The sequence below is a fragment of the Bradyrhizobium sp. Mp27 genome (assembly GCF_029953005.1).
GTDB classification, from domain to species: Bacteria; Pseudomonadota; Alphaproteobacteria; order Rhizobiales; family Xanthobacteraceae; genus Bradyrhizobium; species Bradyrhizobium barranii.
The window spans coordinates 165528-186004 of record NZ_JASAUS010000002.1; the positions used below are offsets into that span (position 1 = coordinate 165528).

The window sequence follows — 20477 nt, forward strand, 5'->3', positions numbered from 1 at the left end:
TGATCCTTACGCCAGGCAGCGGAACAGCAGCGCCGGGTCGCGGTCGGGATCGATATATAATCTGATCCCGCCCCATTCGATGCGGGACAGTTCGCCTGTGATGAGATTTTCGAGTGCGGTGACGTGGCGGCGTGCGCCGCCGGCGTCGATGGTGAGGTCGCCGAGCGGCAGCCAGACTTCGCGGACATGGCGCGAGAGGGCGATGACCGCGACGACGGTGTTGGCTGGATCGGCCGCCTCCTTGGCAAAGGCGATCGTCTCGCCGTCCTCGACGCCGAGGAAGCGCAAATTCTCCATTTGTTGAAGTGCGGCGTTATCGTTGCGGATGCGATTGAGCGCGGCGATGTAGGGCTTGATGTTGCCGGGCCGGTCCCAGTCGCGCGGCTTGATCTGGTATTTCTCGGAATCGAGATATTCTTCGCGGCCGGGAATCGCGTCATGCTCCAGCAGCTCGAATCCGCTGTAGATGCCATAAGTGCCGGACAGGGTCGCGGCCAGCGCGACGCGCGACTTGAACGCCCAGGGCTCGCCGCCCTGGAGATGATAGGGCAGCAGGTCGGGCGTGCTCACGAACAGGTTCGCCCGGTAGAAATCGCGCTCGGGATAGCGGGTCAGCTCGCCCAGATATTGCTCCAGCTCCCATTTCGCCGTGCGCCAGGGGAAATAGCTGAAGGACTGTGCAAAGCCGAGCTTGGCGAGGCCCTGCATCAGCTTCGGCCGCGCAAAGGTCTTGGAGAACAGGATCACCTCGGGATGGCGGCGGCGGATGTCGCTGATCAGCCACTCCCAGAACGGAAGCGGCGCGGTGTCGTGATTGTCGATGGCGAATATGGTGACGCCGTGGTCGATCCAGAACAGCATGGCATCGCGAAACGCGTTCCACAGCCCGGCCCTGTCGACGGAGGCGAAGTCGGGGATGACGATGTCCGAATAGGGATCATTCGCCGTCCGCACCGAGCGGTCCGGCCGCCACTTGAACCATTCCGGATGCTGCGTCAGCCAGGGATGGTCGGGCGAGCATTGCACGGCGAAGTCGAGCGCGAGCTCGAGGCCGTATTCGAGACAGGTCGCGACCAGCGCGCGAAAATCCTCGATCGTGCCGAGCTCGGGATGCAGTGCATCGTGCCCGCCCTCGGCCGTGCCGATCGCATAGGGCGAGCCGGGATCGCCTTCGGTCGCTACCGGCGCATTGTTGCGGCCCTTGCGGCGGGTGCGGCCAATGGGGTGGATGGGCGTGAAGTAGAGCACGTCAAAGCCCATCGCGGCGATATCAGGCACGCGCGCGATGCAGTCGCGGAGCGTGCCATGCCGGCCGGGACTCTGGCTCTGGCTGCGCGGCATCATCTGATACCAGGCGCCGAAGCGCGCTTTGTCGCGGTCGACGATCAGCGGGAAGTTCTGCGAGCGGGTCAGGTCGGGCCGCGATTGACTCTCAGCCATGGCCGCGCCGAGATCGGCTGCGAGCAGCGAGCCGACATCGCCGGTCTGAAGATAATCCTCGCATTGCTTCACGATGACCGCCGCGGCGTCCTGCCGGGCGCCATGCGCCTTGGTCAGGAGGCCGGCGCCCTCGATCGCGTCGAGGCTGACGTCTGCGCCGGTGCGCCGCTTGCGCTCGACCCCGTGCGACCAGGTAGCGAACTCGTCGGTCCACGCTTCGATCGCATAGACATATTGGCCGGGCTCGACGGGGGTGAACGCGCCGGACCAGCGGTCATTGCCGTGATGGATCATCGGCTCGCTCCGCCATTCCCGGTCCTGCTCTCCTCGCCAGATCAGCGCGGCACCGATCACCGCGCTGCCGTCGCGATAAATGTCGCCCCAGACGTCGACCCGTTCGCCGGCAATCCGCTTCACGGCGAAACGGCCGCTGTCGATCGAGGGATAGATATCTTCGATGAGGAAAGCGCCGCCGGCTGCGGCACTCTCGACAGTTTGAATTGTCTTGTTCACGGTGATGCCATTGACAAGAAAGCAGGAGCCCGTTTCCCTTGTCGGGAACCTACGCTTGATACCAATATAGAAAGCCGCTTGTGTGTCATTGGTTCCCTCGGGAACGGCAGGCACGGTATGCGAGTTACCCCTGACTAACCTCTTCCACGACCTCGTTAAATTCCCTGCCCCCGGCCGGATGACGGCCTGCAAGCTGCGTGCCGAATGGATCTTTTAGCTCAAGCCCGGATCAAGGGCGTTCAGTCCGAATTCGTCGATGCCCTCGGAAAGCTGCGGGTCACCGATCCCGTGGCCCTCAAATCCATCCTCGAGGCCCTGCCGGAGAAGCGGATTTACCGCTTCGTCGGCGGACCCGTGGTGGTGCGCGCCCTGGGACATCCGCGCACCGAATTGACGACAATCGGCGCGCCGCCGCTGCAATGGACATTACGCGCAAACGGCAATGTGATCGCGCAAGGCGAGACTCGCGAGCCCGTGATCGCCTGGCCCGCCGACCTGCCGCTCGGTTATCACCGGTTGACGCTGACCGATGCCGAGGGCGTTGCGGAAGAGGTGCCGATGATCGTGGCGCCCGAACGCGCCTTCGGCGGCGATTTCGCCCGTGGCTGGCTGCTTGCCGTGCAGCTCTACAGCGTCCGCTCGGACCGCAATTGGGGCATTGGCGATTTCACCGACCTCGCCGATCTCGTCCGCCTCGCCAGGCAGCTCGGCGCCGATGGCGTCGGGCTCAATCCGCTGCATGTCCTGTTCGACAACCACCCTGCCGATTGTAGCCCCTATTCGCCGAACAGCCGGCTGTTTCTCAACCCGCTCTATATCGACGTCGAGGCGATCCCGGAATTTTCCGCCGACCTCGTCCCCGACGCGGCTGCGACAGCCGCGCGGCTGCGCGAAGGCGATCGTGTGCCCTATGCGGACATGGCGGCGCTGAAATGGCTCGGCCTGCGCGCCGTCTACAACAGTTTCGTGACGAGCGCGAGCGAGACGCGCCGCAAGGAATTCGACGTCTTCCGCGCGGACCGCGCGCCGCTGTTGTCCCGCTTTGCCTGCTTCGAGGTGCTGCGGCATCGCTTCACCGCGCCATGGTGGGAATGGCCGCAAGAGTGGCAGCAGCCGGATGAAGCCAAATGCGCCGAGCTCCGCAACGGTCCCGACAAGCGCGAGGTCGAGTTCGTCGAATTCGTGCAATGGACGGCCGATAGCCAATTGCATGCCGCCAAGGAATTGGCCGGCCAGCTCGGCATGCGCGTCGGGCTCTATCTCGACGTCGCCGTCGGCGTGCAGTCCAACGGCTTCGACGCCTGGAACGAGCAGATGGCGATTTCGCGCCATCTCGCCGTCGGCGCGCCGCCCGACGTGCTCAACACCGTCGGACAGGATTGGGGCCTTGCCGGCTTCAATGCCGGTGGTCTGGAGGCGCAATCCTTCGTGCCGTTCGCCGACATGCTGGCCGCCTCGATGCGCCATGCCGGCGCGATCCGGCTAGATCACGTGCTGGGCTTGAAGCGGCTGTATCTGGTGCCGCGCGGCTTCAAGCCGGACAACGGCGCCTACGTGCAGATGCCGTTCGAGGCGTTGCTCGGCGCTGTGGTGCGCGAGAGCGCGGCGCACAAATGCATCGTGATCGGCGAGGACCTCGGCACCGTGCCGGAAGGTTTCCGCGAGACCATGCAGGATTTCGGCATCTGGTCCTACCTCGTCATGATGTTCGAGCGCGACGATGCCGGCCGTTTCCGTAATGCCGACCATTACCGGCCCAATGCGCTGGTCACGCTGAACACGCATGATCTGTGCACGTATGCCGGCTGGCGCTCCTTCAGCGATCTCAAGATGAAGCGCTCGCTCGGGCTCGACCCCGGCGAGAACGACCAGGCGCGCTGGGATGCGCTCGGCAGGCTCGACGAGATCCTGCGCCAGAACGGCATCAACGCCAACGATCTCTATTCGGTGCTCGCCTTCCTGTCGCGGACGCCGTCGCGTCTGCTGGCGGTGTCGCTGGAGGATCTGCTCGGCGTGATTGACCAGCCCAACATTCCCGGTACGATCGACGAGCATCCGAACTGGCGCCAGCGCCTGCCGGTGGCGCTCGACAAGATCGCCGCCAAGGTCGATGTTACGGCCTTGAAGGCGGCGACGCGGGAACGCTCGTTGACCGGCGGGAGTTGAAACGGCGGATTTTCCGGGGCTCGTGACACATTGGCTCAGAGGATCGAGGACTATGCGCTGATCGGCGATTGCGAGACCGCAGCGCTGGTCGGGCGCGACGGCTCGATCGACTGGCTGTGCTGGCCGGCCTTCGATTCCGATGCCTGCTTTGCGGCGATCCTCGGCACGCACAAGAACGGCCGCTGGCTGATCGCGCCGGGCGAAGACATCACCGGTATCTCGCGCCGCTACCTCGGCAACACGCTCATCCTCGAAACGCGCTTCGAGACCAGGAGTGGCACCGTTGCGCTGATCGACTTCATGCCGCCGCGCGGCAAGGCCTCCGACATCGTGCGGCTGGTCCGCGGCCTCACGGGCACGGTGAAGATGCGGATGGAGCTGGTCATCCGCTTCGGATTCGGCGTCGACATTCCCTGGGTGCGACGCATCGACCATTCGCTGCTGGCGGTCGCCGGCCAGGACATGACGGTGCTGCGCACCCCGGTGGAGACGCGCGGCGAGGATCTGACCACGGTCTCCGACTTCGACGTGAAGGCCGGTGAGACGGTGCCGTTCGTGCTGACCTACGGCCCCTCGCATCTCGATCCGCCCGCGCCGATCGATCCGGAGATCGCCTTCCAGGAGACCGAGAAATTCTGGAACGAATGGTGCAGCCGCTGCACCCGCGACGGCGAATATCACGATCTGATCGTACGCTCGCTGATCACGCTGAAGGCGCTGACCTTCGACCCGACCGGCGGCATCGTCGCGGCGCCCACCACCTCGTTGCCGGAAAAGCTCGGCGGCGCCAGGAACTGGGATTACCGCTTCTGCTGGCTGCGCGATGCGACCTTCACGCTGCTGGCGCTGATGAACTCGGGTTACACCGAGGAAGCGTTGGCCTGGCACAATTGGCTGCTGCGCGCGGCGGCAGGCTCGCCGGCGAACATGCAGATCATGTACGGCATCTGGGGCCAGCGGCGTCTGCTGGAATGGGAAGCGGGCTGGCTCGACGGCTACGAGGGCGCGCGGCCCGTGCGGGTCGGCAATGCCGCGCATGCGCAGCTCCAGCTCGACGTCTACGGCGAGCTGATCGACGCATTCCACCAGTCGCGCATGGCGAAGCTGAAGCTCGACGACGAGACGACCTGGGCGCTGGAATGCGCCGTGCTCAACCATCTCGCCGAGGTCTGGGACCATCCCGACAACGGCATCTGGGAGCTGCGTGGACAGCCGAAGCACTACGTGTTTTCCAAGGTCATGACCTGGGTCGCCTTCGACCGCGGCATCAAGAGCGCCGAGACCTTTGGCTTCAAGGCGCCGCTCCTGCATTGGCGTGCCCTGCGCGAAGCCATTCATCGCGATGTCTGCAACAAGGGATTTGACGCGGAGGAGAATGCCTTCGTCAACTTCTATGGTTCAAAGCTGCTCGATGCCAGCGTGCTGCTGCTGCCGGCCGTCGGCTTCCTGCCGCCATCGGACCCGCGCATTCGGGGCACCATCGCCGCCGTCGAGAAACACATGATGCGCGACGGCTTTGTGTTGCGGCACGATCCGCGCGAGATATCCGAGGAGAAACAGCCGATCGAGGGCGCGTTCCTGGCGTGCAGCCTGTGGCTGGCCGACGCGCATGTGCTGGCGGGCGATCTCGACAAGGCGCAAGCCTTGCTCGATCGCGTGGTCGGCATCGCGAACGATGTCGGCCTCCTGGCCGAAGAATATGATTCAGGCGCCCGGCGCCAGACCGGCAATTTCCCGCAGGCCTTGACCCACATCGCGCTGATCAACACCGCGCACAATCTGTCGGCCGCGAGGCAGGAAAGCGAGAAGCCGGCGGTTCAGCGGTCGAAGTAAGGGGGAGGGAACGCACCTCCGTCGCGGCGCCAGTCGAGTCTCGTCTTACCAGGCGCTCAGCCCACCCCGTTCCGCTTCAAAATCACCTCCACCGCCTCCGCAAAACCGTCCTGTTCGTTGGTCGCGGTGACGTGGGTGGCCTGGTCCTTGACGCTGTCGGTGGCATTGCCCATGGCGATCGAGGTGCCGCTGACGCGGAACATCGCAAGGTCGTTCTGCATGTCGCCGATGGTGGCGACCGCGTCGGTGGAAATCCCAAGGCGCTTGGCCATGGCCTGCACGAAGGTGCCCTTGTCGAACCCGGGCGGGGTGATGTCGAGATAATAGGTCTGCGAGCGCACCGCGGTGGCCGCGCTGCCCAGCGCCTCCTGCATCGCCTTCTCGCAACGCTCCAGGCCGGCCGCATCGGCGCTGGCGCCGACGATCTTGCAGGCGCTCTCAAGGTACGGCGAGAAATCCGTCACGATGGTGGGGTCGGAGCGGATCGTGTGCTGCTCGTGCGCGACGTATTTACCATCAGGGTTGTCGATCAGCCATTTGTCGGTGGTGAAGAGCCAGATGTCGGCGCCGAACTCCCGGAGGATCTGCAAGGACCGTTCGGCGGCGCTCGCCGGGATCAGGTGCTGCTCGACCGGATGCATCTCGGGATCGACGATCGAGGAGCCGTTGAACGGGCCGATCGGAAGCCAGAGCGCCAGCGGCTCGACCAGGAACCGCATGCCGATCGCGGGGCGGCTGGAGGTGATGGTGAAGCCGATGCCGGCCTTGTGCAGCCGCTGCACCGCAGACCGTGCGCGCTCCGTCAGCGTCTTGTCCTTGGTCAGCAGCGTGCCGTCGACGTCGGAGACGACCAGTGAGATTTTCGTCATGGCAGGACCTCAGGGTTTGTCGGCCTCAGCGTTTCGCCCCGCTCAGCTTCAATTGCCGTACCACCCCGTCAACGATCGCCTCGACGGATTCGTCGATCGAGACGGTGACGACGTGCTCGCCAGCCTCGGGCGGCTCCAGCGTCGTGAATTGGCTCGTCAGCAGTTCGGGCGGCATGAAATGGCCCTTGCGTTGCGCGAGGCGGGCGGCGATCAGCTCCCTGGTGCCCCTCAGGAAGACGAAGCGGACGTCGTCGCGTCCGCGCAGCAGCACGTCGCGATAGGTGTGCTTCAGCGCCGAGCAGGCGATGATCACGTGCTCGCCTTTGTCGCAGACCCGGGCGATCTCGTCGGCAATGGCGTTGAGCCAGGGCCAGCGGTCCTCGTCGGTGAGAGGATGGCCGGCCCGCATCTTCTCGACATTGCTGGCGGGGTGAAAGCTGTCGCCGTCCTCGAAACGCCAGCCGAGCCGCTGCCCGAGCGCCTCCGCAACCGTACTCTTGCCTGAACCCGACACGCCCATCACGATCAACGCACAAGGTGCTTCAACGCCCGCCACGAATTCCCTCCGGAAGCGCGGCCTGGTCGACCAGCCAGACGGTCTCACCATTCGAGCGCGCGCGTACAGCCGGCAGAGTCTCGCCATTGAGCAGGCGCGTCAAGATCGGCTGCTTGTCGTGCCCGGCAATCTCGAACAGCATTTCGCGGCAGGAAGCCAAGGCGGGCAGGGTCAGCGACACCCGCGGCACGAAAGGTGCGACATTGGCCTTGGGGACGCCGACCACCCAGCGTGTGGTCTCCTCGATCGCAGGGTAGCCGGGGAAGAGCGAGGCGGTGTGGCCGTCCGGGCCCGCGCCCATCAGGACCATGTCGAACAGCGGCCGTGCCGGATCGAGGTTTTCGGCGCCGTAGAAGGACTGAAGCTCGCGCGCATAGGCCTCGGCACCCGCTTCGGGGCTTTCAGCCGTGGTCGGGATCGGGTGAATATGCCCGGACGGTGCATTGCGGTCGAGAAAGGTCGCGCGCGCGACCGCCATATTGTTGAGGGGGTCGCTCGAAGGCACGAAACGCTCGTCACCGATGAACCAGTGCACACGGTCCCACGGGACCTTGCCGCGATACGCGTCGCTGCCGAGCAATTGATAGAGCTTCTTCGGGCTGGAGCCGCCGGTGAGGCAGATCGCGATCCGCCCGGGATTGGCGGCGATCCGCGCCAGCACCCGTTCGGCTGCGGCCTGCGCCAGCGCCTCGGCGTCGGCCTCGACGATCAGCTTCGGCTGGTCGGCCGCTGCCATCACGTAAACTTCCGCCAGCTTCGTCCGTCACGCTTCAGCAGTTCGTCGGCGCAAGCCGGGCCGTCGCTGCCGGCGGAGTAGGTTTCGATGCCGTTGGTGCCTTCACTTTTCCAGGCGTCCAGGAACGGCTGCACCGCCTGCCATCCGGCCTCGATGCCGTCGGCGCGCTGGAACAGGATGTTGTCGCCGATCATGCAGTCGTAGATCAGCGTCTCGTAGCCGGTCGAGGGATCGGCGCGGAAATAGTCGCCGTACTTGAACTTCATCTCGACGCCGTCGATGGTGATGCTCGGCCCCGGGATCTTGGCGTTGAACTGCAGTTCGATGGTTTCGGTCGGCGCGATGCCGATGGTGAGGAAGTTCTGCGACAGGCGGTCGACATCCGTGCCTGAGAACATCGACAGCGGCGCCTGCTTGAACTTGATCGCCACTTCCGTGCGCTTGTGGCCGAGCGCCTTGCCGGTGCGCAGATAGAACGGCACGCCGGCCCAGCGCCAATTGTCGATCATCAGCTTCAGCGCGACGAAGGTCTCGGTGGTGCTGCCGGGCTTGACGTCCTCGGTCTTGCGATAGTCCGTGATCGCGTCGTCGCCGATGCGGCCGGCGAGATATTGCGCGCGCACCGAATTCTTCAGCGCCTCTTCCCGGGTCGGCTCCTGGATCGACGTCAGCACGTCGGCCTTTTCGGAGCGCACGGAATGCGCATCGAACCGCGCCGGCGGCTCCATCGCGACCAGCGACATCAGCTGGAACAGATGGTTCGGCACCATGTCGCGCAGTGCGCCGGTGGCATCGTAGAAGCCGCCGCGATGGCCGACGCCGAGCTTCTCCTCCACGGTGATCTGGATGTGATCGATATGGTTGCGATTCCAGATCGGCTCGAACATGCCGTTGGCAAAGCGCAGCACCAGGATGTTCTGCACCGTCTCCTTGCCGAGATAATGATCGATCCGGTAGATCTGGTGCTCGTCCATGATCTTCAGGAGCTCGGCATTCAGCGCCTTGGCTGACGCGAGATCGGTGCCGAACGGCTTCTCGATCACCAGACGTCGCCAGGCGCCGTTCTCCTTCATCATGCCGGTGCGGCCGAGCTCGCGCGCCGTCGGCGCGAACGCGGCAGGCGGCGTTGCCAGATAGAACAGTCGGTTGCCGCCGGTGTCCTGCGCGCATTCCAGCGAATCCAGATGCGTGCGCAAGCGGTTGAAGGAGGGAGGATCCTTCGGATCGGCCTCGACGAAGGTCACGCATTCCAGCAGCTTCCGGGCAATGTCGTCGTCCACGGGCCGCGTCGCGAATTGCCGCAGACCCTTCAGCAGGCTGTCGCGCAGCTCGTCATCCGACTGGCGGTTGCGGGCCACGCCGACGACGCAAAACTTCTCCGGCAACAGGTGCTCGGCGGCGAGATTGTAGAGCGACGGCATCACCAGCCGATGGGTGAGGTCACCGGTCGCGCCAAAGATGACGAAGGCGCAATTTTCGGGCTTGCGCTTGGCCTGCGGGTCTTTTGTCACGAATGATCGGCCTTCGCTCTGTTACTTGTTACTTCGGCTCTTATTTGGGCTTCGAAGCGCCCGGCTGCTTCGGCTCCTTGTGGCCGCCGAAGCCCGCGCGCATCGCGGAGAGAATTTTTTCGGCGAAGGTGTGTTCCTTGCGGGAACGGAAACGTGTGTAGAGGGCCGCGGTCAAAACTTCGGCCGGCACCGCCTCGTCGATCGCGGCATTCACGGTCCAGCGGCCTTCGCCGGAATCCTCGACGAAGCCGGAATATTCCGCAAGCGCAGGGCTGTCGGCGAGCGCCGTCGAGGTGAGGTCGAGCAGCCAGGACGGGATGACGCTGCCGCGCCGCCACACCTCGGCGATGTCGGCAAGGTCGAAATCGTAGCGATGATCCGCCGGCAAGGCCTCGATGTTGGCATTCTTGAGGATGTCGAAACCTTCGGCATAGGCCTGCATCAGGCCGTATTCGATCCCGTTGTGGATCATCTTGACGAAATGGCCGGCACCCACGGGGCCTGCATGGATGTAGCCCTGCTCGATGCGGGGATCGCGCCCCTCACGTCCTTCCGTGCGCGGAATGTCGCCGGCGCCGGGCGCGAGCGCGGCGAAGATCGGATCGAGCCGGTCGACGACCTGCTTCTCGCCGCCGATCATCATGCAATAGCCGCGGTCGAGCCCCCAGACGCCGCCTGAGGTGCCGACGTCGACATAATGGATGCCGCGCTCCTTCAGCGCCTTGCCGCGGCGGACGTCGTCCTGCCAGAACGTGTTGCCGCCGTCGATGATGACGTCGCCGGCCTGCATCACGCCCGCGATCGTGTTGATCGTCGTCTCGGTGATGTGGCCGGCCGGCAGCATCACCCAGGCTGTGCGCGGCCGCTCCAGCTTGGCGACGAACTCTTCCAGCGTCGCCGAGCCCTGTGCGCCGTCTGCGGCGAGACCCGCGACGGCCTTGGCGTCCTTGTCGTAGACCACGGTCGTATGACCGTGACGCATCAGGCGGCGAACGATGTTGCCGCCCATCCGGCCGAGGCCGATCATGCCGAGTTGCATCGAGAGATTCCCTTAGTTCAGCGCATCGTTAAGCGCGGCGTTGAGCGCCGCGAGACCTTTCTTGAGCCCGCCCTTGAGGTGGACCCGGAGCGCGCGCCGGCCGCGCTCGGTGAGCACGTCGAAGTCGCCGCGCGCCTGCGCGGCCTTGATCACGCCGAAGCTCGCCTTCTGGCCCGGCACCGACAAGTCCTTGGCATCGTCGGCCGTGATCTGCAGAAACACGCCGCTGTCGGGCCCGCCCTTGTAGGCCTGCCCGGTCGAATGCAGGAAGCGCGGCCCGAACTCGGCGCAGGTCGCGACGTGACGCTTCTCGCGCACTTCGAGACGCATCGCCTGGAGTGCGTCGATCGTCGCCTTGTCGCGCGCGATGTAGCCGAGCAGGGCGACATAGTCGCCATGGCCCGAGCGCGAGAGATGAGCCTTCAGCCACGAGGTGAGGTCGCCGTTGGCGCCGGCGGCGCGCAGCGCCGTGGCGTTGGCCTCGTCGGTGTAGAGATCGGCCTCGTCGGTGCTGACCACCGGCTGTTCGGCCGGCAATGCACCGGTCTTCTCGAACGACGCGGTGAGCTCGCGGGTCTTGATCTTGGCCGCTTCCACGTCCGGCTGGTCGAACGGGTTGATGCCGAGGATGCTTCCCGCGACCGCCGTCGCCATCTCGAAGCGGAAGAACTCCTGGCCGAGATGGTCGATCGATTTCATCACGATGCGCGCGACGGGATGGCCGGCGGCTTCGACCGCGGCAAGCTTGGAGTCATGCGCGGCGTCCGCTTCGCCCTCGGTGCGAATGTCGATGAAGAAGCGGTCGTTGCCGTAGAGCGCGGGCTCGCCGAGCGGTTCGCCGGCGATCGGGATCAGGCCCTTGCCTTCCTTGCCGGTCGATTCCGCGATCAGCTGTTCGGCCCAGGCGCCGAAATCGGCGATCTTCTTCGACGACAGGATCGTCACCTTGTCCCGCCCTTCGAGGCCGGCGAGGCCCATGGCAAGGCCGAGCTGGACGCCCGGGTTCTCACCTGGCGGCACGTCGGGTCCGCAGGAGCGGGCCATGGAGAGCGCGTGTTTGATCAGCGTCTTGACGTCGATGCCCGCGGTTGCCGCCGGCACCAGGCCGAACGGCGAGAGCACCGAATAGCGGCCGCCGATCGAGGGTTCCCCATGGAAGATGCGGGCGTAGTTGAGGCTCTTCGCCGCCTTCTCCAGCGACGAGCCGGGATCGGTCACCGCGATGAAGCGGTGGCCGGTCTTCACTTTCGGCCCGACCGCCTGTGCGACGCGTTCGTGGAAATAATCCTTCATCGCGTTCGGCTCGGTGGTCCCGCCGGATTTGCTGGACACGATGAACACGGTGTTGGCGATGTCGATCCTGGCCTCCATGGCCCGGACCTGTGCCGGATCGGTGGAATCCAGCACGTGCAATTTCGGGAAGCCGGACTTCCGCGCAAAAGTCTCGGCCAGCACCTCGGGGCCAAGACTCGATCCGCCCATGCCGAGCACGACGGCATCGGAGAACTTTTGGCCCTTCACGCGGCTCGCATAGTCCTCGTAGTCGGCGACGTCGGCCTTCGCCGCGCTGTCGAGCCAGCCGAGCCACTTGTCCTCGTCGGTGCCGGTCCAGACCGACTTGTCGCGCTGCCACAGCCTGCGGATCTTTGCCGAGGCGCGCCATTCCTCGGTGCTCTTGGCCACCGCCTTGCCGAGGCCGTCACCGAGCGAGAGAAGCTGGTGGTCGATCGCGGGCCCGAGCACGGTTGCCCGCTTGTGGGCGACGGCGCCATAGAGCTTGTCGGCGGCATCGGCGAACTGCTTGACGCCGTCCTTGACGAGTTCCTCGGTGATCGCCTCGAGCGAGACGCCGGAGCGCTCCAGTTCTTCCAGCACGCGGCGGGCGTCGTCGACGTTCTCTTCAAGGCTGTCGCGCGGCTTGCCGTGGTCGCGGAACGCGTCGAGCGTCGCCGGCGGCACGGTATTGATGGTGTCGGGACCGATCAGCTCCTCGACATAGAGGACGTCGCTGTAATCCTTGTTCTTGGTGCCGGTGGAGGCCCACAGCATCCGCTGCGGCTTGGCGCCCTTGGCAGCGAGCTTGTCCCAGCGCGGGCCGGAAAACAGGCGCTTGTAATCCTGGTAGGCGACCTTGGCGTTGGCGATCGCGACCTTGCCCTTCAGCGCGGCGAGCCGCTCCTTCTCGGATGGATCGTTGGCGCGGGCGATCTTCTCGTCGAGCTGCTTGTCGACGACGGAGTCGATGCGGCTGACGAAGAAGCTAGCGACGCTCGCCACGTGCGAGGGATCACCGCCGCCGGCGACGTATTTTTCCAGACCGGCGAGATAGGCCTCGGCGACCTGGAGGTAAACGTCCCTGGCGAACAACAGCGTGATGTTGATGCTGATGCCGTCGCCGATCAGCGTCTCGATCGCCGGCAGGCCCTCCGGCGTCGCCGGCACCTTCACCATCAGGTTCTTGCGGTCGACGTCCTTCCAGAGCCGCCGCGCCTCGGCGACCGTGCCGGCGGTGTCCATTGCCAGATAGGGTGAAACTTCCAGGCTGACATAGCCGTCGCCGGCCCTCAGGCGGTCATAGACCGGGCGGAGCACGTCCGCGGCGTTCTGGATGTCCTCGATCGCGACGGCCTCGAACAGGTCGGCTACGGTCCGGTCGCCGCGCTTCAGCGCCTTGCCGATTGGGGCGTCATACTCGTCCGAACTGCCGATCGCCTTCTCGAAGATCGACGGGTTGGAGGTGACGCCCTTGACGCCGTCGGTGTCGATCAGCCGCTTCAGGTCGCCCTTGGCGATGAAGCCGCGGGCCAGGAAGTCCAGCCAGACGGCTTGTCCGTGCTTTTCCAGTTCTTTGACGGGATTCATGATGTTTATTTATCTCCAAGCCTGCGGGCGAGGGGTTTCCGCACCGGTCCTGACGCGCTATCCTCTAGCCTACATGCTCCCGGGAGGGAACCAATCAAGGGGATAGGCGTATACCCTCCAGTGTAACTCCGTCGCGATCATGGCGATCCAGGCGGAAGTGGCCGTGTTGCGTAAAAAGTCGTCGGCCGGGGCAGTGGCCAGGGGCTCGTTACGCAACGTAGCCGCTTCGTCTCGTCAGCCAGTCTGCGTGGAGTGTCATCAGCGGATTACGGTCCGCCTGATAGATCGTCGCTCGGCCGCGAATGGCCATGCTGGGGAAAAGCATGCAACCACATCATGACCGCCTGACGCTCGCTGTTGCTGACAGCCCGCAATCGGTCGCGCCGGCCGTATGCATCGATGCGGCCCACGATCTCGAAATCAGTCCATGTACGACCCAGCTGCGGCTGCTGGTCGCGGCGGGTTTCGCAATGACCCTGTTCAGTGCGACCCTTGCCTTCGACTGGTGGGACGGTCTGGGCGACTACGATACGACGGTCGGCTATGCCGGCGTCGTGCTGTTCGGCCTGGTGACCGGCCGGCTGATCTGGCTGCTGCCCGCCGAGCGGGGACCGGTGGTGATCGTCACCCCCTATGGCATCCGCGACCTCCGCATCGGCAACGAATTTCTGCTGTGGGACTCGATTGCGGAGATTTCGGCTGAGGAAGGCCGCGGCCACAAGGCGATCGTGCTGACGCTGACGCCGGCCTTGCAGCGGCAGCTCTGCGCCATCAGCACCTTGGCGCCCCGCGCGCAGAATGAACGGCAGAATGAACGGATTGTCATCCGCTCCGAGGGTTTGGCGACCGATTTTGATACACTGCTGCGCGCTTGCCGCGATTGTCATGCTGCGAGCGCCGCGCGCACCGCATTGCAGCAGGAAGATGAACGCGGCACGCAAGGCTTCGCCGTACAAGCGTCATAAGATTGCCGCTCGCAGATCGCTCCATGTTGCAGTGCCGGATGGGCTCATCCCCGGTAATGCCCGGATGTTGCGACCAAGTGACATTTTCTGGAAATGAGCGAAGATAGATACAGATTCGCACAAATTACAGGCATGTGCCTGTTCGTAACTCAACGAGTGCCTACGTTGTGCGTTGCGTCGTGTCGGCACCAGGGTGTCCAATGATCGTCATGTGCTCACGCTGATTCGAAATGGCCTGAGGAACGGTCCGGTAACTGCTTTCGTTTCAGCTTGTGGCGGAACTCACGCGGAGAGGGATCATGTATAACGATTCTCTATTCAACGCTTTCGCTAAGTCGTTCGAGGCGAGAAGCCAACACGACATGTCGATGGCGGAATATCTGGAATCGTGTCGAAGCGATCCCATGAAATACGCGAACGCGGCCGAGCGACTGCTAGCAGCCATCGGTGAGCCCCAGACGATTGACACGGCCAAGGACCCGCGCCTTGGCCGTATTTTTTTGAACCGCACCATCCGGACCTATCCGGCCTTCGCCGGCTTCTACGGCATGGAAGAAACCATCGAGCGCATCGTCGGTTTCTTCCGCCACGCGGCGCAGGGGCTCGAAGAGCGCAAGCAGATCCTCTATCTGCTCGGCCCCGTGGGCGGCGGCAAATCCTCGCTCGCCGAGCGGCTCAAGTCGCTGATGGAAGTGCAGCCGATCTACGTGCTCAAAGCCGGCGATGAATTGAGCCCGGTGTTTGAAAGCCCGCTCAGCCTGTTTGATCCCGATCATCTCGGACCGATGCTGGAAGAGAAATACGGCATTCCGCGCCGTCGCCTCACCGGCCTGATGAGCCCGTGGTGCTACAAGCGGCTGGAAGCCTTCGGCGGCGACATTTCTCAGTTCAGAGTCGCAAAAATCCAGCCGTCGCGGCTGCGCCAGATCGCGGTCTCCAAGACCGAGCCTGGTGACGAGAACAACCAGGACATCTCCTCGCTGGTCGGCAAGGTCGATATCCGCAAGCTCGAGACCTACGCGCAGAACGATCCCGACGCCTACAGCTATTCGGGCGGCCTCAATCGCGCCAACCAGGGCATCCTTGAATTCGTCGAGATGTTCAAGGCGCCGATCAAGATGCTGCACCCGTTGCTGACCGCGACGCAGGAAAACAACTACATCGGCACGGAGAATATCGGCGCAATTCCCTTCACCGGCGTGATCCTCGCGCACTCGAACGAAGCCGAGTGGTCGAGCTTCAAGGCCAACAAGAACAACGAGGCCTTCATCGACCGCATCTGCGTGATCAAGGTGCCGTACTGCCTCCGGGTCACCGAAGAGCAGAAGATCTACGAGAAGCTGATCCAGGGCTCGGAGCTGGCGGCCGCGCCGTGCGCACCCTCGACCCTGGAAACGCTGGCGCGGTTCTCGGTGATGTCGCGCCTGCGCAAGCACGAGAACTCCACGCTGTTCGGCAAGCTGCGGGTCTATGACGGCGAGAGCCTGAAGGAATCCGATCCGAAGGCACGGAGCGTCCAGGAATATCGCGATGCCGCCGGCGTCGACGAAGGCATGGACGGCGTCTCCACCCGCTTCGCCTTCAAGATCCTGGCTGCGACCTTCAACCACGATCCGCAGGAAGTCGCCGCCGACGCCGTGCATCTGATGTACGCGCTGGAGCAGTCGATCCGCCGCGAGCAACTCCCGGAGGAAGTCGAGAAGCGCTATCTCGAATTTATCAAGGCGGAATTGGCGCCGCGCTACGCCGAGTTCATCGGCAACGAGATCCAGAAGGCCTATCTCGAATCCTACTCGGATTACGGCCAGAATCTGTTCGACCGCTACGTCGACTACGCCGATGCCTGGATCGAGGATCAGGACTTCAAGGATGCCGACACCGGCCAGCTGCTCGATCGCGAGCTTTTGAACCAGGAACTGACCAAAATCGAGAAGCCGGCGGGCATCGCCAACCCGAAGGACTTCCGCAACGAGGTGGTCAAATTCTCGTTACGGTCGCGGGCCCAGAACAGCGGCAAGAATCCGACCTGGATCTCCTACGAGAAGATTCGCGACGTGATCGAAAAGCGGATATTCTCCCAGGTCGAGGACCTGCTTCCGGTTATCTCCTTCGGGTCGAAGAAGGACGGCGAGACGGAGAAGAAGCACGGCGAGTTCGTCGCACGCATGGTGGAGCGTGGCTACACCGAGCGTCAGGTTCGCCGGCTCGTCGAATGGTACATGCGTGTGAAGCAGGCCGGTTGAGGCGGATGGAGCGGATGGAAAAGTGCCCATTCACATTATTGACAGGCGCCTGAATCCAGGCGGCAAGAGTCTTGAGAACCGGCAGCGGTTCTTGCGTCGGGCCAAATCCCTGGTGCAGGGCGCCGTCAAGAAGACCTCGCAGGAACGCGACATCAAGGACGTCCTGGAGGGTGGTGAGGTCACGATACCGCTCGACGGCATGCACGAGCCGCGTTTCCGCCGTGAAGGCGGAACGCGCGACATGGTGTTGCCCGGGAACAAGAAGTTCATCGAGGGCGACTACCTCCAGCGATCCGGCCAGGGCAGCGCCAAGGATTCCGGTCCCGGCGAAGGCGACAGCGAGGACGCGTTCCGCTTCGTCCTCTCCCGCGACGAGTTCGTGGATCTGTTCCTCGACGACCTCGAGCTGCCGGATCTTGCCAAGCGCAGGATCGCGCAGACCGAGAGCGAGGGCATCCAGCGCGCCGGCTACACCACGTCCGGCTCGCCCGCCAACATCTCGGTCAGCCGGACGGTGAAGCTCGCGCTGGCGCGCCGCATCGCGCTCAAGCGTCCCCGCAAGGAGGAGATCGAGCAGCTGGAAGCCGCGATCGCGGCATGCACCGACGAGGACGAGCGTGTGCTGCTGCTCGCCGAGCTCGAAAAGCTGAAGGCGAGGACCAAGCGCATTCCCTTCGTCGATCCGCTCGATATCCGCTACCGCCGCTACGAGAAGGTGCCGCGGCCGGTCGCGCAGGCGGTGATGTTCTGCCTGATGGACGTCTCCGGCTCGATGTCCGAGCACATGAAGGATCTCGCCAAGCGCTTCTACATGCTGCTCTACGTGTTCCTGAAGCGGCGCTACAAGCATGTCGAGATCGTCTTCATCCGCCACACCGACCGCGCCGAGGAGGTGGACGAGCAGACCTTCTTCTACGGTCCGGCCTCGGGCGGCACGCTGGTCTCGAGCGCGCTCCACGCCATGCATGAGATCGTGCGCGAGCGCTTCAACCCGGCGGACTGGAACATCTACGCCGCGCAGGCCTCCGACGGCGACAACTCCTATTCCGACGGCGAGCTCACGAGCATGCTGCTGACCGACAAGATCCTGCCGGTCTGCCAGTTCTTTGCCTATCTCGAGGTCGGGGAGTCCGGCGGCAGCGCCTTCGATCTCTCCGACTCCTCCCTCTGGACCCTCTACGACCGCCTGCGCAACAGCGGCGCACCGCTCTCGATGCGCAAGGTCAGCGAGCGCAGCGAGATCTTCCCGGTGTTCCACGATCTGTTCCAGCGCCGCGAAACTTCCCAGGAGAAAGCCGCTCCATGACGGAACGCTTGTTCGAAGGCGCCGATTGGGATTTCCACACCTTGCAGCGCATCACCGATGCCTGCGAGGAGGTGGCGACGAAGGATCTCGGGCTCGACGTCTATCCGAACCAGATCGAGGTCATCACCGCCGAGCAGATGCTGGATGCCTACTCGTCGGTCGGCATGCCGCTGTTCTACAAGCACTGGTCGTTCGGCAAGCACTTCGCGTTCCACGAGGCCTCGTACCGCAAGGGCCTGATGGGGCTTGCCTATGAGATCGTGATCAACTCCTCGCCCTGCATCTCCTATCTGATGGAGGAGAACACGGCGACGATGCAGACGCTGGTGATCGCCCACGCCGCCTTCGGTCACAACCACTTCTTCAAGAACAACTATCTGTTCAAGCAGTGGACCGACGCCGACGGCATTCTGGACTATCTCGACTTTGCCAAGAACTATGTGATGACCTGCGAGGAGCGCTACGGCCGCGTCGAGGTCGAGCGCACCCTGGATGCCGCGCATGCGCTGATGTCGCACGGCATCGACCGCTATCCCGGCAAGAAGAAGCTGGATCTGCGCGCCGAGGAGAAGCGGGCAGGGCGCCGCCGTCAGCACGAGGAGGAGGTCTTCAACGACCTCTGGCGCACCGTGCCGAAGGGGGCGTCGAAGACCCGCTCCGCGCTCAGCATCGAACGCCGCCGCAAGCTGCTCGGCCTGCCGCAGGAGAACCTGCTCTACTTCCTGGAGAAGAGCGCGCCGCGGTTGGCGCCCTGGCAACGCGAGCTTTTGCGCATCGTCCGCCACATCGCGCAATATTTCTATCCGCAGAGCCAGACCAAGGTGATGAACGAGGGGACGGCGACCTACGTCCACTATCGCATCATGACCAAACTGCATCAGCAAGGCCGCATCAGCGACGGCAACTTCCTCGAATTCCTGCAGTCGCACACCAACGTGGTGTTCCAGCCCGAATTCGACGATCCGCGCTTCTCCGGCTTCAATCCCTATGCGCTCGGCTTTGCCGTGATGCAGGACATCGAGCGCATCGTCACCCGGCCGGAGGACGAGGACCGCGAGTGGTTCCCCGACATTGCCGGCAAGAACGACGTGATGGGCGTGCTGCGCGACGTCTGGGCCAACTACCGCGATGAAAGCTTCATCGCGCAGTTCCTGAGCCCGAAGCTGATGCGGCACTTCCGCATGTTCCACCTGCACGACGATCCCGAGGAGCGCGCCGGCATCCGGGTCGATGCCATCCACGACGATCGCGGCTTCCGCCGGGTGCGGCGCGAGCTGGCGCGGCAGCATGATGTCGGCTTCATCGACGCCAATATCGAAGTGGTCGACGTCGATCTCTCCGGCGACCGCCGGCTGATCCTGCATCACCACGTCATCAAGGGCTCGCAGCTCAACGAGACCGACGCCAAGCGCGTGCTCCAGCACCTCGCCGATCTCTGGACTTACGACGTCTCACTGATCGAGGTCGACGCCAACGACAAGGTCCTGCGCGAATATGTCGTAAGCCCGCGTCCGATCCCGGCGGCGGCCTGAGGCGGCTGGCAGCTGCTGGAACATCGACGTGGCGGATAGCTCGCCCGCGGCCCATCCTTCGAGACGCCCGCCTTTGGCGGGCCCTCAGGATGAGGACGGAGTGCGCGGGAGCTATGTCGACAGACAGCGATTCTGCTTAGCCTCATCCTGAGGAGACCGCGGAGCGGTCGTCTCGAAGGACGAGGCGCTTGCTCCGGCCGTCACCAAGAATTTGCATCGACTTGATGTGGTCTAAGCCGATCGCTTCTTCGCCGGCTTCTTCTTGGACCCATTCAATTCCACCGCCGCGCGAATGAGTGCCTTCAACGCCTTCTCGTTGATTTTTTCGCCTTCGCGAATGTCGATCGCGCGGCGCACGTTTCCGTCGAGGCTCGAATTGAACAGGCCGGCCGGGTCGTCCAGCGCTGCGCCCTTGGCAAAGGTCAGCTTTACGACGGCCTTGTAGGTCTCGCCGGTGCAGATGATGCCGTCGTGCTCCCACACGGGAACGCCGCGCCATTTCCATTCCTCGACGACCTCAGGATCGGCCTCCTTGATCAGGCCGCGAATCCGCCCCAGCATCTCGCCGCGCCAGTCGCCGAGCTCCTTGATCCTGCCGTCGATCAGCTTGGAAGGCGAAGCGCCGTCCGTCTTGGTCGCGCTGCTTGTCTTCGCGGTCACAGCCTTCCTCATGATCACGCCTCTTGCCGCGTGTCGCTGCGGCGGCCGACATAGGGCAGCGCGAACATGTAGAGCCCGGTTGCGAGCAACGGAATCAGCGGGACGAATGCCAGCAGCCCGATCCACGTGGCCTGGACTTGCAGCGTCAGGGCAACAATGTTCGCGATCACGGCGAGCGTGAAAGCGATGGACAGCCAGCGGTGGATTTGTCGAACCCACATATTCCCGGTCAATGAAACCTCCTCT

The 20477-nt window shown here is 64.1% G+C and carries 15 protein-coding genes; 6 read left to right on the forward strand and 9 right to left on the reverse strand.

Annotated elements, in window-relative coordinates; all coding sequences use genetic code 11:
• Window positions 1-6: 6 nt before the first annotated feature.
• On the reverse strand, window positions 7-1953 hold the full coding sequence (locus QJT78_RS02365; protein ID WP_028147062.1) for a maltotransferase domain-containing protein: 1947 nt from the start codon (window positions 1951-1953) through the stop codon (window positions 7-9).
• Window positions 1954-2157: 204 nt separating this feature from the next.
• On the opposite strand from QJT78_RS02365, the gene malQ reads away from it, so the two are divergent.
• A complete protein-coding gene (malQ, locus tag QJT78_RS02370; RefSeq protein ID WP_038941838.1) occupies window positions 2158-4119 on the forward strand; it encodes a 4-alpha-glucanotransferase in 1962 nt (653 codons plus the stop codon).
• 30 nt (window positions 4120-4149) lie between these two features.
• Window positions 4150-5952, forward strand: a complete 1803-nt coding sequence (locus tag QJT78_RS02375) for a glycoside hydrolase family 15 protein (RefSeq protein ID WP_028147060.1) — start codon at window positions 4150-4152, stop codon at window positions 5950-5952.
• 56 nt (window positions 5953-6008) lie between these two features.
• On the opposite strand, the gene QJT78_RS02380 is transcribed toward QJT78_RS02375, so the two are convergent.
• Genes QJT78_RS02380 through QJT78_RS02405 form a run of 6 tightly spaced genes read right to left on the reverse strand, consistent with a single transcriptional unit; the run spans window position 6009 to window position 13525 of the window.
• Window positions 6009-6821, reverse strand: coding sequence for a Cof-type HAD-IIB family hydrolase (locus tag QJT78_RS02380; protein WP_028147059.1), 813 nt, complete (start codon window positions 6819-6821; stop codon window positions 6009-6011).
• Between the two features lie 25 nt (window positions 6822-6846).
• Entirely contained in the window at window positions 6847-7377 is a 531-nt protein-coding gene (locus QJT78_RS02385) for a gluconokinase (RefSeq protein ID WP_014492792.1), read from the reverse strand.
• Window positions 7364-8113 (reverse strand): 6-phosphogluconolactonase, encoded by a 750-nt coding sequence (gene pgl, locus QJT78_RS02390; protein ID WP_028147058.1) that lies wholly within the window; start codon window positions 8111-8113, stop codon window positions 7364-7366. Before pgl ends, QJT78_RS02385 begins: the two co-directional genes overlap by 14 nt.
• The gene (zwf, locus tag QJT78_RS02395; RefSeq protein WP_028147057.1) at window positions 8113-9624 is read right to left on the reverse strand and encodes a glucose-6-phosphate dehydrogenase; all 1512 of its coding nucleotides are present in this window, start codon (window positions 9622-9624) and stop codon (window positions 8113-8115) included. The genes pgl and zwf overlap by 1 nt, the downstream gene beginning before the upstream one ends.
• A 40-nt stretch (window positions 9625-9664) precedes the next feature.
• On the reverse strand, window positions 9665-10663 hold the full coding sequence (gene gnd, locus QJT78_RS02400) for a phosphogluconate dehydrogenase (NAD(+)-dependent, decarboxylating) (protein ID WP_028147056.1): 999 nt from the start codon (window positions 10661-10663) through the stop codon (window positions 9665-9667).
• 12 nt (window positions 10664-10675) lie between these two features.
• A complete protein-coding gene (locus QJT78_RS02405) occupies window positions 10676-13525 on the reverse strand; it encodes a bifunctional transaldolase/phosoglucose isomerase (RefSeq protein WP_028147055.1) in 2850 nt (949 codons plus the stop codon).
• Between the two features lie 302 nt (window positions 13526-13827).
• On the opposite strand from QJT78_RS02405, the gene QJT78_RS02410 reads away from it, so the two are divergent.
• The 4 genes from QJT78_RS02410 to QJT78_RS02425 all read left to right on the forward strand — a co-directional run bounded on the left by QJT78_RS02410 (window position 13828) and on the right by QJT78_RS02425 (window position 19571).
• Window positions 13828-14490 (forward strand): STM3941 family protein, encoded by a 663-nt coding sequence (locus QJT78_RS02410; protein WP_028147054.1) that lies wholly within the window; start codon window positions 13828-13830, stop codon window positions 14488-14490.
• 299 nt (window positions 14491-14789) lie between these two features.
• Window positions 14790-16733: a PrkA family serine protein kinase gene (locus QJT78_RS02415; RefSeq protein WP_028147053.1), complete on the forward strand. Its 1944-nt coding sequence runs from the start codon at window positions 14790-14792 to the stop codon at window positions 16731-16733.
• Between the two features lie 28 nt (window positions 16734-16761).
• Window positions 16762-18039 carry a YeaH/YhbH family protein gene (locus QJT78_RS02420; protein WP_028147052.1) on the forward strand — a complete coding sequence of 426 codons (1278 nt, stop codon included), beginning with the start codon at window positions 16762-16764 and terminating at the stop codon, window positions 18037-18039.
• Window positions 18036-19571, forward strand: coding sequence for a SpoVR family protein (locus QJT78_RS02425; RefSeq protein ID WP_028147051.1), 1536 nt, complete (start codon window positions 18036-18038; stop codon window positions 19569-19571). The genes QJT78_RS02420 and QJT78_RS02425 overlap by 4 nt, the downstream gene beginning before the upstream one ends.
• Window positions 19572-19802: 231 nt before the next feature.
• Here the strand turns inward: QJT78_RS02425 and QJT78_RS02430 are convergent, their stop codons facing one another.
• Entirely contained in the window at window positions 19803-20243 is a 441-nt protein-coding gene (locus QJT78_RS02430; protein ID WP_028147050.1) for a DUF1801 domain-containing protein, read from the reverse strand.
• A 2-nt stretch (window positions 20244-20245) separates the two neighbouring features.
• The gene (locus QJT78_RS02435; protein ID WP_028147049.1) at window positions 20246-20464 is read right to left on the reverse strand and encodes a hypothetical protein; all 219 of its coding nucleotides are present in this window, start codon (window positions 20462-20464) and stop codon (window positions 20246-20248) included.
• Window positions 20465-20477: the final 13 nt, after the last annotated feature.